The organism is Streptomyces sp. NPDC058371 (genome assembly GCF_042723265.1).
In the GTDB taxonomy this organism is placed as follows: Bacteria; Actinomycetota; Actinomycetes; order Streptomycetales; family Streptomycetaceae; genus Streptomyces.
The window spans coordinates 1,052,019-1,065,781 of the sequence record NZ_JBHXJC010000001.1; the positions used below are offsets into that span (position 1 = coordinate 1,052,019).

The following is a 13,763-nucleotide window of genomic DNA, read 5'->3' on the forward strand; positions in this document are numbered from 1 at the left end:
GACGTCCTCAGGTACCACCGCGACTGTTGTGAACATGGCGAAGTTACGTGCACGTCTGCTCGGCGTCCTCGTACTCCTCACCGGCCTCCTCACCGTGACGGGCGCGCAGCCCGCCACGGCGGACGGCCTCCCCGACTCCCTCTGGTTCGACGAACCCGCGGCCGCCACCCTCACGGCGGACAACGGCCACTTCACCGACGGCCTCGGCCGTGAGGTGGTGCTCCGCGGCTACAACGTCTCCGGCGAGACGAAGCTGGCGGAGAACGACGGACTGCCCTTCGCCTCGGTCGCGGACGCCAAGAAGTCCGCCACCGCGCTGCGGGCCCTCGGCGGCGGCAACTCGGTGCGCTTCCTGCTCTCCTGGGCGGCCGCCGAACCCGTGCGGGGCCAGGTGGACACCGCTTATCTCGCGGCCGTCACCGCCCAGTTGCGCGCCTTCCTGGACGCCGGCATCCGGGTGTTCCCCGACTTCCACCAGGATCTCTACTCCCGCCACCTCTTCGATCCGGACAGCTGGTACAGCGGTGACGGCGCGCCCAAGTGGGTCGTGGACGCCGGTGACTACCCGGACGAGTCCTGCGGGGTCTGCCTTTTCTGGGGGCAGAACATCACCCAGAACGAGGCGGTGAAACAGGCGTCGTACGACTTCTGGCACAACGCGAACGGAGTCCAGGACGCCTTCCTCACCACGGCTCAGTCGACTATGGCGTACCTCCAACAGCACCTCTCCGCAGCCGAGTTCGCGGGCGTCGCCGGCTTCGACCCGCTGAATGAGCCGTATGCGGGCACCTACGACTCGGGGCAGACCAGCCGCACCTGGGAACGCGACGTGCTGTGGCCCTTCTACACGAAGTTCCGGGCGCGGATGGACGCGGCCGGCTGGCAGGCCAAGCCGGCCTTCGTCGAACCGAACCTCTTCTGGAACGGCAACCTCGACTTCCAGAAGCAGGAGGGCGGGCTGCTGGACGCGGGCACCCTGGGCCCGCGCTATGTGTTCAACACCCATTTCTACGACCAGAAGGCGATCTCCGGCGTCTTCATGTGGGGCAAGGCCCGCGACGGGCAGTACGCGACCGACTTCGGGACGGTGCGCGACCGCGCGGCCGCCGCCGGCACGACGGGATTCGTCAGCGAGTTCGGCCATCCGCTGTCCGGCTCGGTCTCGGACAAGGCCCCCACGGTCCTCAAGGCCATGTACCAGGCGCTCGACTCCCGGCTTCCGGGTTCCACCTGGTGGGACCGGCCGGCGTCCTCGGGCCCGGTCCTGTCCGGCACCCAGTGGCAGTGGGACCTCTACAACGGCCGCCATCAGGAGCTGATGAACGGCAATCCGGACAAGGTTCTGACATCCGGCGACGCCTGGAACGACGAGGACCTCTCCGCGGTGGCGCTCGACGACTCGGGGCGGCCCGTCCTGCGCCAGGACGCCCGTCTGCTGGACCGCCTGTACCCCAGTGCCACGGCCGGCACAACGGTGGCCTTCACCTACGAGGACCGGTCGCGGGACGGCTCGACGACCCTGACCTGGAACCCCGTCCCGAGTTCGCTTCCGCATGTGTCGCAGCTGGTCGGCGCCGGCCAGTACGGCCTTCTGCTCTGGCGCTCCGACGGCACGGACGCTCCCACGGAGCTCCACCTGCCGGCGTCCTTCCCTGCCTCGGCCACCACGGTGGTCTCCGACCTCGGCACCACCACGGCCCCGCCCGCGTACACCAGGACGACTCCCGTGGCGGCGGCCCCCGAGCCCGGTGGCACCGGAGCCCATCGGCTCCTGCTCACCGCCCCGGACTCGGGGACCCTGCACTACGCACTGATCACCAACGGCGCTGCGGCCCCTTCGGCCGACCTGCTGAGCGCGGCCCGCACGGAACTGGCCGCATGGGCCGCGACGAAGGTCGGCTAGCCGACGGCCCCTGTCCAGTTCGTCGGGACATGGGCCAGCCGTACCCGCTGGGGGTGGTCGCCGACCTGGACCGAGACCGTCTTGCGCCCTGTCGCGAAGTCGATCGCCGTGATCTGGTCGGCGCCGCTCTCCGAGATGACACAGGACTTGCCGTCACCGCTGACGGTTGCCCAGTACGGCTTCGAGGCGGTGACGAGCGGGCCTTCCTGGAGGGTGGCCCGGTCGACGACGGTCGCGTAGTCGTCCATCGTGCCGGCGACGCAGATCTTGGTGCCGTCGGGGCTCATCGAAATGCCGTGGTGACGGGAGTCGTTGACCCAGGTCGTGCGGTCCGCGCTGGTCGCGGGGTTCTTCGGGAGGGTCTTCACCCGGGTGATCCGGTCGGTGGCGACGTCGTACTCCAGGAAGCCGTTGAAGAACGACACCTGGAAGTAGAGCTTGGACTCGTCGGGGCTGAAGGCGGCGGGCCGGACGGCGTCGGAGAAGTCGGTGAGGCCGATGGCGTCGAGCCGCTGACGCATGTCGATCACCTTGACCTGCTTGAAGGTGGTCGCGTCGAAGACGGTGATGCGGCGGTCGCCCTTCGTCCAGTCCAGCCACGGTTCGTCCAGAGCGGTGGTGACGTCACCGATGGACATGTTCCAGATGTACTTGCCGTCCCGGGTGAAGATGTTCTCGTGCGGCTTGTCGCCGGTGGCGAGGGAACCGAGCTGCTTGCCGGTGGTGATGTCCAGGACGTGCACGGTGTTGGCCGTCGAGGCGGAGACCGCGACGCGGCTGCCGTCGGGGGAGACCGCCATGTGATCGGCCCGGTAACCGGACACCGCGAAGCGCCAGTTGATCTTCCCGCTGGCGAGGTCGATGGAGACCACGTCGGCGAAGCTCGGGCGGGAGACGACCATGGACCCCCCGTCGGGGGTGGCGTACATGTCGTCGACGAACTGGTCGTGGCCTTCCCCGACGCCGCTGCGAATGCCCATGAAGTAGGCCCATTTGATCGGGTCGGCGTTGATCTCCGCGAGGCGTGCCTCCTTGTCCGGCACGACGTTGACCCGGCCGATCTTCGCGAAGTCGCCGGTGGACTTGATGACGTCGGCGGTGCCGTCCCAGTTGTTCCCTACGAACATCACCTCGCGCAGATCGGCGGAGGTGTCCTGAGCGGTGGCCGAGGTGGCCGTGGCGCCGAGGGCGAGGACGAGCGCGGTGGTGAGGGTGCAGAGGTGTCTGGATCTGGGGGCAGACATGGCGGTCCTTGTCGTAGGTGGGGAGTGTGGGGTGGTCGGGGCATGACAAGGGTGATTCTGAACAGGAGCACATTCAGAGTTGGTTTACTGGAAAGTAAGGAGAGGGGCGGCCTCTCCACAAGACTCCGGACGCGACAAAATTGACAACTGTCGAATGGATCAACGGCTGGGCCGGGGCGCATAGTTGAGCCCTGGCGGACGGACTGTCCGGCCGCGGGGGCAACCGGCATCGTCGGACCGGGCGAAGGAGGACGTGTGGCGGGCAGGCTCAAACAGCCGACCGGCCGTTACGGCGGGAGAACCGCCGAGGAGCGACAGGCCGAGCGGCGCGGGCGCTTCCTGGACGCCGCGCTCCAGCTGTTCGGCGACAACCCCGGCTTCCGGTCCACCACCGTCGCGGCGCTCAGCGAGGCGGCGGGACTGTCGACCCGCCAGTTCTACGAGGCGTTCCGCACCCTGGAGGACGTGCTGGCCGCCCTGCATCTCCAGGTCAACGACTGGGCCGAGACAGCCGCACTGGCCGCCCTGGCCGATGTCGACGGACTGCCGATCGCCGAGCGCGCCGCCGCGATCTTCCGCGCCTACGCGGCCGACGTCACCAGCGACCCCCGACGGGTCCGCATCACGTTCGTCGAGATCATCGGCGTCAGCTCCCGGATGGAGGAGCAGCGGCTGGCCCGCCGCGCCCGCTGGGTGGACCTCATCTGCGCCGAGGCGGAGGCCGCCGCCGCACGCGGGGAGGCGGCCCAGCGCGACTACCGGATAGCCGCCACGGCCTTCATCGGGAGCGTCAACGGCCTCCTCCACGACTGGAGCGCCGGCTGGGTGGACGCGACCCTCGACCAGGTCGTCGAGGAACTGGTCCGCCAGCTGCTGGGCATCCTGCGCCCGGAGGGGTGGGGGCCGGGGCGGTCGTGACGGCCGACGCCTAGCTCCCGGCCGTCTCGACCACCCGGAGCAGCTTTCCGGCGCCGGTCGTGCCGCGGTGCGGTCCGTGTCCCGGGTGGCAGGATCATCGCCCGCCGACCGTGGCGGCCAGGCCGGCTGTGACCGACACGATCAGGACGGCACCGAGCAGGAACCCGGCGCACAGCCGTCGCCGCAGCGCACGGTACGCCGCCTCGTACTCGGCCCGCAGTTCCCCGCCGCGCCGGGCCGTCCGCTCCCAGGAACGACGGGTGAGAGCAAGGTGGTTGTCCGTGTAGCGCTCCTCCACCTCCTCGCGCTGGGTGTCCGTGAGCCAGGCCAGGGAGCGGCCGAAGCGGGCGGCTTCGGCGCGGGCCTCGGTGCGCGCGGCCTCGATGAGCAGATGTCCCTCCAGCTCGTTGATCAGCCCGCGCGTGTCCAGGGGGCGTTCGTCCATGGCTGTCATCGCAGGGCCCGCTGCGCCGAACCGAGCTGCGCGTCGGCGGCCGAGACCTCGGGGTGGTGCAGGTCGAACGCCGGGGATTCGGAGCGGATCCGGGGAAGCGACACGAAGTTGTGCCGCGGCGGCGGGCAGGATGTCGCCCATTCCAACGAACGGCCGTAGCCCCACGGGTCGTCGGCCTCGACCTTCTTGCCGTACTTGGCCGTCTTCCAGATGTTGTAGAAGAACGGCAGGAACGACAGGCCGAGGAGGAAGGAGAAGATGCTCGACACCGTGTTGAGAGCGGTGAGGCCTTCGACCGCCAGATAGTCGGGAATCCGACGCTGCATTCCGTTCGCGCCCAGCCAGTGCTGCACCAGGAACGTGCCGTGGAAGCCGATGAACAGCGTCCAGAAGGTGATCTTGCCAAGCCGCTCGTCGAGCATTTTCCCGGTGAACTTCGGCCACCAGAAGTGGAAGCCGGAGAACATCGCGAAAACGACCGTCCCGAAGACCACGTAGTGGAAGTGCGCCACCACGAAGTACGAATCGGAGAGAGGGAAGTCCATCGGCGGCGACGCGAGCATGACGCCGGTCAGACCACCGAAGACGAAGGTGATCAGGAAGCCGGTGGCCCACAGCATCGGTGTCTCGAAGCTGAGCGACCCCTGCCACATGGTGCCGATCCAGTTGAAGAACTTCACGCCTGTCGGTACGGCGATGAGGAACGTCATGAAGGAGAAGAACGGCAACAACACCCCGCCGGTGACGTACATATGGTGCGCCCAGACGGTGACCGACAGACCGGCGATCGCGATGGTGGCGCCGATGAGGCCCATGTAGCCGAACATGGGCTTGCGGCTGAACACCGGGATCACTTCGGAGATGATTCCGAAGAACGGCAGGGCGATGATGTACACCTCTGGATGGCCGAAGAACCAGAAGAGGTGTTGCCAGAGCAGCGCGCCGCCATTTGCGGCGTCGAAGACATGTGCCCCGAATTTCCGATCCGCCTCCAGCGCGAACAGCGCGGCGGCGAGGACGGGGAAGGCCAGCAGGACCAGTACGGCGGTCAGCAGCACGTTCCACACGAAGATCGGCATGCGGAACATGGTCATGCCGGGTGCGCGCATGCAGATGATCGTGGTGATGAAGTTGACCGCGCCGAGGATGGTGCCGAAGCCGGAGAAGGCCAGCCCCATGATCCACATGTCGGCGCCGATGCCCGGCGAGCGGACCGCGTCCGACAGCGGGCTGTAGGCGAACCAGCCGAAGTCGGCCGCGCCCGACGGGGTGAGGAAGCCGCCGACCGCGATCGTCGAGCCGAACAGGTAGAGCCAGTAGGCGAACATGTTCAGCCGCGGGAACGCCACGTCGGGCGCGCCGATCTGCAGCGGCATGATCCAGTTGGTGAAACCGGCGAACAGCGGCGTCGCGAACATCAGCAGCATGATCGTGCCGTGCATCGTGAACGCCTGGTTGAACTGCTCGTTCGACATGATCTGCAGACCAGGACGCGCGAGCTCGGCGCGCATCAGCAGCGCCATGACGCCACCGATGCAGAAGAACGCGAACGACGTGACCAGATACAGCGTGCCGATCGTCTTGTGGTCGGTGGTGGTCAGCCACTTCAGCGCGGCGGTTCCCGGACGGCGCGCGCGTACCGGGGCGGACGGCGCGGACCGCGTCGTCGAAACAGTGTTGCTCTTCATGCCCCGCCTGTGTCCGGGGCCCACCCGGCCGTCACACTCGAGGGAAGCGACGAGCGTCACATCGGCGGGTGTGACGAACTCCCACCTGCCGGACACCTACGGAACATGAGCAACGACGAGATCTTCGCCGCTGCCTATCGCGAGCACTACTGGGCGGTCAGCCGCTACGTTGCGCGGCGACTGGACGGCCGGACGAGCGAGGTGGAGGAAGTGGTGGCGGAGGTGTTCACCGTCGCCTGGCGCCGACGGTCCGAACTGCCCGCCACCCCACTGCCCTGGCTGTACGGCGTCGCCCGCAACTGCCTGGCCAATGCGGTACGCGGCTACGGCCGCCGGCGCCGGCTCCTCGACCGGCTCGGCAACCACGAGACCGCGCACGGCCGGCAGATCGTGGACAGCCCTGACGCCGAGGCTCCCGGCGACTGGGTGCACGACGCGCTGGCCCGGCTCACCCCGGCCGACCAGGAGGTGCTGCGCCTGACCGCGTGGGAGGAGCTCGGAGTCGACGAGGTCGCCGTCGCACTCGGCTGCGGCAGCCGGGCCGCGGCGATGCGGCTGCACCGCGCGCGGCGCCGGTTGAGAGCGGAGATCGACCGTATGCGCAGCAGCGGCCGAATACCGAACTCCGGCGGCGACCGTCAGAACTCCGGCGGGGGCCACCAGAACTCGTGCGGCGAGGACGGCGGCCATCAGAACTCCGCCGGCGACCGCCAAGCCTCCGGCCGCACCCGCCGAGCCTCCGGCCGTACGCCGAGCAGCGAAGTCGTGCCGAGCGGCGACCCCACGCCGCTCACCCTCGCCCCTGGCGCCGAAGCGCCCCGCCGCGACACCCCGAAGGAGCACGGCCATGGCTGACGAACTCGAACTGCTGCGCCGAGCCAACCCGGTCCCGTCCGGCGAGCCCCGCTACCGGGACCGGCCGCTGGACCACCACGCGGAGCGCCGCCTGAACCAGCTGCTGCACGGCGAGCAGGGGAGCCGGCGATCCCGGCACGTCCGGCGCTGGACCTGGAGCATCGCCACCACCGGCGTCGTCGCGGCGATCGCCCTCACGCTCCTGCTGTCGGGGAGCACCACCACTCCCGCCGTGGCCGCACCCCGCCCCCTGGTCGTCGAGGTGGGCTCCGCCGCCGTACCCCTGCACGAGCTGGCAGTGCGCGCCGCCGCGTCCGGTGCCTCGCTCCCGCTGCGGCAGGGAACGCACGTCCAGTCGTGGAGCCTGTCCATGACGAGCGGGCCGGGCGCCCGTCCGCCGATCACGCTTCCCGAGGAGCGCATCGAGCGCTGGAAGGCCGATGGGAGCCACACGGAACTCGTCGTGGCGACCGACCCGCGCCACCCGGGCAGGCCGGTCATCACCGACGGCGAGGACACCCCGCGCACGGTCGAGGACGGGCACGTCCTGAGCCGGCAGTCGTACCCGCCGAGCTGGAGCGACGCCCCACCGCAGGCGCGGCCGCCGCACGACGTCGCGCGGTTGCGCGCCTACCTGGACGAGATCGACACCACCGGGACCATGCGGACCCCCGAACTCCTGGACGCCATGGCCGAGTTGCTCGACCACTGGACCCTCGGCAGCCATGAGTCCGCCGCGCTGGCGCGGGTCCTGGCCGACGCGCCGGGACTGCGCCCCGTCGGCGAGGTCACCGACCGGCTGGGACGCGGGGGCCAGGCGTACGTGTACGACGACACGGAGCACTCGGTCCGCCGGATGCTGATCCTGGACCCGGCGACCGGCGCCGTCCTCGGACTGGAGGACACCGTCACGAAGGGCGATCCCGAGTACGGCGTCGAGGCCGGCGACGTGATGTCGTACAGCGCGTGGATGCGCTGATCACAGGCCCAGTTGACGTTCCGCGCCCGTGACGGTCTGCTCCAGCAGGGTGGCGATCGTCATGGGGCCGACACCGCCCGGCACCGGGGTGATCAGCCCCGCCCGGGTGACGGCGGTGTCGAAGTCGACATCGCCGACGTTCCCTGCGTTGTACCCGGCGTCGACCACCACGGCACCCGGCTTCACGTCCTCGCCGCGGATCAGCCGGGGCCGCCCCACCGCCGCCACCACGATGTCCGCCTCCCGGACGACCGAGGACAGGTCCGCGGTGCGCGAGTGGCAGTACGTCACCGTGGCGTCGCGGCCGAGGAGCAGCATGCCGACCGGCTTGCCGAGGATCGCGCTGCGGCCGACGACGACGGCCCGCTTCCCGGCCGGGTCGACGTCGTACTCGTCGAGGAGCCGCATGATGCCGCCCGGCGTGCAGGAGAGGAAGCCGGGGAGACCGAAGCTCATCGCCGAATAAGAGCTGAGCGTGACTCCGTCGACGTCCTTCTCCGGCGCGATCGCCTCGAACGCCGCGCGCTCGTCGATGTGCGCCCCCATGGGGTGCTGCAGGAGAATGCCGTGGACGCCGGGGTCCGCGGACAGGGCGTCGAGGGTGCTGATCAGACCGGCCGTCGTGGTGTCCGCGGGCAGGGCCACGTGCCGGGACTCGATACCGGCCTTGCGGCAGCGGTTCTGCTTCATCTTCACGTAGGTGACCGAGGCGGGATCCTCACCGACCAGCACCGTCGCCAGACAGGGCGCCACTCCCGTGCGCTGTGCGAGGCCGGCCGCCCGCTTCGCGGTCTCCTCGACGATCCGCCGTGCGAGACCGGTGCCATCCATGAGCCGGGCCTGGGACATGAGCCACTCCTGAGCGTCGTACAGGACCATCGCCCAGGCGCGCGGCAGAGACGCGTTCGTCAGACCGCTCCCCGGTGGTACTCCACCTCAGCGCCAGTCACGGTCCGCCGGCCAGCCTAACCGTAGGACCGAGGCGCTGTGCGGCCGCGTCCCTCAGGAACCCTCCCCGGCGGTACGCACCGGTGGCCGGCCGCCGTCGCGTCCGGATGCGGCTCAGCGCGGCCGGATACGCCGCCGTCGAGCAGCACGCGGCATCGGAGCGAGCGGACGGGAACGCCGTGCCCGCAGTACGGAGCGCAGCAGAGAAAGAGACGCGCGCCGACCCGCCGCGGACAGCGGTCGTGGTTGCCGAGCCGGGCTCGCTCGCGAGCGTCCCATCGCCGCTCGTGCCGAGAAGGTCCAGGTCAGATGGGAGTTGATCTGGACCTTCGGCCATTTCCTTCCTACTCGTCCCATGCCTGCAGCATCGTGTGGTCGACGATCTTGCCGTCCCGCAGGGACATCATCGAGCTGGCGTACACCTTCACGCCGTCCGGGTACTCACAGGACTCGGTGAAGGCGACGTGGTCGCCCTGGACGATGCACTGCTCCATCTTGTGGGTCATGTCCCGGCTGTAGACGTCGTTCAGCATCTCGCCGATCTTGTCGCGTCCGTGCATGACCATCGGATGGCTGGGCTGGGTGTTGCGGTCGACGACGCGGATTTCCGCGTCGTCCGCGTAGAGCGACAGAAGAGTCGCTGCGCTCTGTCCTTCAATGCCTCGGCGCAGAGCTTCGGCGTCGAAAGCGGGGCCTGCCGCGGTGCCCATGGTGACCTCCTTAGAAGGCCGCGGCCCGGCAAGGAGCGGGCCGCGAAGGGCCTCTCCTTCGAGACTCCTCCGCCGGGCGGCGGACGGCAAGCGCTGCCGCCCTGTGCGCCTCTCGGGTGAGGGGGACGGCCCGCCCGTGTCCGGCCGAGGCTCCCCGCCGTTGCAGAATGCATGATCTCAACACGACGTATCGTCGCCGCCGTTGGTCTTGCCGTCGGAATCACCGGCCTTGCCGCTCCGATGGCGAACGCGGCCGGTCCCGAGGCCCCGGGCGCGGGCAAGCTGAACCCGGTCACCATGCTCGACTCGCTCGCTCTGAGCGAGATCCCCGCGGAGCACCGCGACAAGCTGCCCCGGGTCTCCCAGCAGATCGCGGGCCTCAACCGGCTGCACGACCTCAACCAGCTGCACCAGGTCACCGACCTCGTCGCGCCCGTCACCAACCTGCTCCCGGGCCTCGAGTACTAGGACCGTCGGGCAGGTCAGGATGGGCCCCAGGCCGATCCCGCACCGCTTCACCGCGTCCCACGCGCACGCGCCCCAAGGGCCCCCGCCACGGCGGGGGCCCTTGACATTCCCGGGGCCGGGTCAGAGCATCCGAATAGTTGATGAATCAAATTTCACCGGGCGAACGGCCATCTCGGTCGCCCCCCGAGCGCCCCATGTGCGTACCGTCGTATGCACGTAGCGAAGGAACCCGCGCCATGCCCCTCATCCGTGAACTGCTGATCGGCGGCAAGGACGTGCCCGCCGTCTCGGGCCGTACCGCCGAGGACATCGACCCCTTTACGGGTGAGGTGTACGCGACGGTCGCCGCCGCCGGACCCGAGGACGTCACACGGGCCGTGGACGCGGCCGACGCCGCCTTCGCCGAGTGGGCCGCGCTCGCCCCCTTCGCCCGCCGCGCGATCTTCCTCAAGGCGGCCGATCTCGTCGACGCCAAGCGCGAAGAGGTGGCGGAGCTGATGGCGCGCGAGGTGGGCGGCACCCGCCCGTGGGCGTACTTCAACGTGGGGCTCGCCGCGAACTTCCTGCGTGAGGCGGCCGCCGCGATCACCGCGCCCCGCGGCGAGGTGCTCAGCGCGCAGCAGGAGGGCACGCTCGGGCTCGCGGTCCGCGAACCGCTCGGCGTCGTCGCCGCCTTCGCGCCCTGGAACGCCCCCCTCATCCTCGGCGTCCGCGCCGTCGCCGCCCCGTTGGCCGCGGGCAACACCGTCGTCGTGAAGGCCAGTGAGGACGCGCCGGTCGCCTGCGCCCTGTTCGTCGCCGACGTGCTGCGCGAGGCGGGGCTGCCCGACGGCGTGCTGAACGTGATCACGAACGCCCGCGAGGACGCCGCCGAGATCGCCGAGGTGCTGATCGCCGACACCCGCGTCCGCGCCGTGAACTTCACCGGCTCCACCGGCGTCGGCCGGATCATCGGCACCCACGCGGCCGCCCACCTCAAGCCCGCCGTACTGGAGTTGGGCGGCAAGAACGCCGTCGTCGTGCTCGACGACGCCGACGTGGACTACGCCGTCGAGGCCGTCACCTTCAGCGTGTTCCTGAACTCCGGCCAGATCTGCATGTCCGGTGACCGCATCCTCGTCCACGAGTCCCTCGCCGAGGAGTTCACCCGCAAGTTCACCGCGAAGGTCGCCTCGCTCCACGCCGGAGACCCCGGCCACCCGCACACCGTCGTCGGTCCGCTGGTCAGCCCCTCCGCCGCCCGGCGCGTCGCCGCTCTCGTGAAGGACGCCGTCGCCCAGGGTGCCGAAGTACTCGCAGGGGGCGGCGAGCCGGAGGGCGCGGTGCACCCGGCGACCGTGCTCACCGCCGTTCCCAAGGACGCGGACCTGTACTACGCGGAGGCGTTCGGCCCCGTCTGCGTCATCGAGACCTTCGCCGACGACGACACGGCGGTCGCCGTCGCCAACGACACCGAAAACGGCCTGACCTGCGGTGTCATCACCGAGAACGCGACGCACGGACTCGCCGTCGCGCGCCGCATCCGCACCGGCATCGTGCACATCAACGACCAGTCGGTCGCCGACGAGCCGCACGCGCCCTTCGGCGGCGTCAAGGGCTCGGGCTACGGGCGCTTCGGCGGCCGCTGGGGCATCGAGTCGTTCTCCAACACGCGCTGGGTGACCATCTCCACGCAGCACGCGCACTACCCGTTCTAAGACCTGCCCGGGAGCCTCAGCCGGCCGTGGCCAGGAACTGCGTGGCCGCCAGTTCGGCGTAGAGCGGGTCCCCGGCGACCAGTTCGCGGTGCGTGCCCACCGCACGGACGCGGCCTGCGTCCATCACGACGATGCGGTCCGCCATGGTGACGGTCGACAGCCGGTGTGCGACCACGAGGACCGTGGTCGTCCGGGCGACATCGGCGACCGTGTCGCGCAGTGCGGCCTCGTTCACCGCGTCCAGCTGCGAGGTGGCCTCGTCGAGGAGCAGCAGACGCGGGCGGCGCAGCAGCGCTCGGGCGATGGCGACCCGCTGGCGTTCGCCACCGGACAGCTTGGTGCCGCGATGGCCGACCAGCGTGTCGAGGCCCCGGGGCAGCCGCTCCATCAGGCCGTCGAGCCGCGTGGTCTTCAGGACCCGGTCGAGGTCGTTCTCGTCCGCCTCCGGATTGCCCAGCAGCAGGTTGTCGCGCAACGAGCCCGACAGGACCGGGGCGTCCTGCTCCACATAGCCGATGGCGGCACGGAGTTGGGACAGGTCCCAGTCCTCCAGCGCGCGGCCGTCGAGGGTGATGAGGCCCGCCTCGGGCTCGTAGAACCGCTCGATGAGGGAGAACACCGTGGTCTTGCCCGCCCCCGAAGGGCCGACGAACGCGGTCATGCCCTGGGCCGGGACGGTGAATGTCACCCCGTGATGGACGTACGGCAGATCGTCTGCGTAACGGAAGCGGACGTCCTCGAAGGCCAGCGCGGCCGGCGCCGCGCCGGGGGACGGCAACGCGGCGGGCAGGGCGGCCGGTTCGGCCGGCAGCTCCAGCGCCTCCTGGATCCGGGCGAGTGCCGCGGCACCGGTCTGGTACTGCGTGATCGCGCCGACGACCTGCTGGATCGGCGACATCAGATAGAAGACGTAGAGGAGGAAGGCGACCAGCGTGCCGACGGCGATGGAGCCCGTCGCCACCCGGGCACCGCCCACCGCGAGCACGGTGATGAAGGCGATCTGCATCGCGAGGCCCGCCGTATTGCCGGCCGCCGCCGACCACTTGGCCGCGCTGACGCTCTGCCGCCACGACTCGTGCGCGGCCGCGTGAATGCTCTGCTCCTCGCGATGCTCCGCCCCGGACGCCTTGATCGTGCGCAGGGCGCCGAGGATCCGCTCCAGGGACGCGCCCATCACACCGACCGCGTCCTGCGCCCGGCGGCTCGCCCGGTTGATGCGCGGCACGATCACGCCGAGGACGGTGCCCGCGCCGAGGATCACGGCCAGGGTGACGCCGAGCAGCACCGGGTCGACCAGCCCCATCATGACCACCGTCGCGACCAGGGTGAGGCCGCCGGTGCCCAGACCCACCAGCGAGTCGGTCGTCACCTCGCGCAGCAGCGTGGTGTCCGAGGTGATGCGGGCCATGAGATCGCCCGGCTCGCTGCGGTCCACGGCGGGTATGCGCAGCCGCAGCAGATACGAGGACAGGTTGCGCCGGGCGCCGAGGACCACGGACTCGGCCGTGCGCCGCAGGACGTACGAACCCAGCGCGCCGACCGCCGCGTTGACCACCACCAGCGCCGCCATGCCGACGAGGGCGCCGGTGATGGGCCGGTCGTGCGACAGATCGTCGATCAGACCCCGCGCCACCAGCGGCAGCACCAGGCCCGTGGCGCCTGTCCCCAGCGCCAGCAACGCGCCCGCCAGCAGCGCCCACCGATGCGGCCGTACGTACCCGAGAAGCAGCCGCCAGGCGGGCGGTCGGGCTTCCGTTGCAGCGATGCTCACAGTGCTCCTAGCGGGAGTCGACGCGGAGTGTTCAGGCTACGTCGCCGAGGTGCCCGTGCGGACCGGCGAAGCGGTGAGACCTGGGTGGCGTTCGCGATGTCCCCGGGCCGTGATCCCGGAGCCGGCGA

11 protein-coding genes, 1 pseudogene and 1 riboswitch are annotated in these 13,763 nt (G+C 70.2%); of the genes and pseudogenes, 6 read left to right on the top strand and 6 right to left on the bottom strand.

All coding sequences use genetic code 11. From position 1 onward, the window contains the following. Positions 1-34 precede the first annotated feature (34 nt). Positions 35-1,903, top strand: coding sequence for a cellulase family glycosylhydrolase (locus ACFWM2_RS04535; RefSeq protein ID WP_383272905.1), 1,869 nt, complete (start codon positions 35-37; stop codon positions 1,901-1,903). Here ACFWM2_RS04535 and ACFWM2_RS04540 read toward each other — a convergent pair. After that, the gene (locus ACFWM2_RS04540; RefSeq protein WP_383272907.1) at positions 1,900-3,147 is read right to left on the bottom strand and encodes a YncE family protein; all 1,248 of its coding nucleotides are present in this window, start codon (positions 3,145-3,147) and stop codon (positions 1,900-1,902) included. The two genes, ACFWM2_RS04535 and ACFWM2_RS04540, sit on opposite strands and share 4 nt — an antisense overlap. Before the next feature lie 255 nt (positions 3,148-3,402). On the opposite strand from ACFWM2_RS04540, the gene ACFWM2_RS04545 reads away from it, so the two are divergent. Beyond that, a complete protein-coding gene (locus tag ACFWM2_RS04545) occupies positions 3,403-4,065 on the top strand; it encodes a TetR/AcrR family transcriptional regulator (protein WP_383272909.1) in 663 nt (220 codons plus the stop codon). A 94-nt stretch (positions 4,066-4,159) separates the two neighbouring features. Here the strand turns inward: ACFWM2_RS04545 and ACFWM2_RS04550 are convergent, their stop codons facing one another. Both ACFWM2_RS04550 and ctaD read right to left on the bottom strand, forming a co-directional pair. Beyond that, positions 4,160-4,510 carry a hypothetical protein gene (locus ACFWM2_RS04550; protein WP_383272911.1) on the bottom strand — a complete coding sequence of 117 codons (351 nt, stop codon included), beginning with the start codon at positions 4,508-4,510 and terminating at the stop codon, positions 4,160-4,162. Positions 4,511-4,515: 5 nt separating this feature from the next. Then, positions 4,516-6,207: a cytochrome c oxidase subunit I gene (ctaD, locus tag ACFWM2_RS04555; RefSeq protein ID WP_383272913.1), complete on the bottom strand. Its 1,692-nt coding sequence runs from the start codon at positions 6,205-6,207 to the stop codon at positions 4,516-4,518. A gap of 105 nt (positions 6,208-6,312) precedes the next feature. On the opposite strand from ctaD, the pseudogene ACFWM2_RS04560 reads away from it, so the two are divergent. Together ACFWM2_RS04560 and ACFWM2_RS04565 are read left to right on the top strand one after the other, a co-directional pair. After that, positions 6,313-6,819 (top strand): annotated as a pseudogene (locus tag ACFWM2_RS04560) (RNA polymerase sigma factor); the annotation flags it as partial. 235 nt (positions 6,820-7,054) lie between these two features. Continuing rightward, entirely contained in the window at positions 7,055-8,041 is a 987-nt protein-coding gene (locus ACFWM2_RS04565) for a CU044_5270 family protein (protein WP_383272915.1), read from the top strand. On the opposite strand, the gene ACFWM2_RS04570 is transcribed toward ACFWM2_RS04565, so the two are convergent. Next, positions 8,042-8,890, bottom strand: coding sequence for a bifunctional 5,10-methylenetetrahydrofolate dehydrogenase/5,10-methenyltetrahydrofolate cyclohydrolase (locus ACFWM2_RS04570; protein WP_383272917.1), 849 nt, complete (start codon positions 8,888-8,890; stop codon positions 8,042-8,044). Positions 8,891-8,914: 24 nt separating this feature from the next. Continuing rightward, a riboswitch (ZMP/ZTP riboswitch) is annotated at positions 8,915-9,001 on the bottom strand. Between the two features lie 332 nt (positions 9,002-9,333). Next, positions 9,334-9,699 carry a nuclear transport factor 2 family protein gene (locus ACFWM2_RS04575; RefSeq protein ID WP_383272919.1) on the bottom strand — a complete coding sequence of 122 codons (366 nt, stop codon included), beginning with the start codon at positions 9,697-9,699 and terminating at the stop codon, positions 9,334-9,336. 171 nt (positions 9,700-9,870) lie between these two features. Here ACFWM2_RS04575 and ACFWM2_RS04580 point away from each other — a divergent pair, with 171 nt between their 5' ends. Together ACFWM2_RS04580 and ACFWM2_RS04585 are read left to right on the top strand one after the other, a co-directional pair. Further along, positions 9,871-10,167 (top strand): hypothetical protein, encoded by a 297-nt coding sequence (locus ACFWM2_RS04580; RefSeq protein WP_383272921.1) that lies wholly within the window; start codon positions 9,871-9,873, stop codon positions 10,165-10,167. A gap of 236 nt (positions 10,168-10,403) precedes the next feature. Continuing rightward, entirely contained in the window at positions 10,404-11,864 is a 1,461-nt protein-coding gene (locus ACFWM2_RS04585; RefSeq protein WP_383272923.1) for an aldehyde dehydrogenase family protein, read from the top strand. A gap of 16 nt (positions 11,865-11,880) precedes the next feature. Here the strand turns inward: ACFWM2_RS04585 and ACFWM2_RS04590 are convergent, their stop codons facing one another. Beyond that, positions 11,881-13,635 carry an ABC transporter ATP-binding protein gene (locus ACFWM2_RS04590; protein ID WP_383272925.1) on the bottom strand — a complete coding sequence of 585 codons (1,755 nt, stop codon included), beginning with the start codon at positions 13,633-13,635 and terminating at the stop codon, positions 11,881-11,883. Between the last annotated feature and the right edge of the window lie 128 nt (positions 13,636-13,763).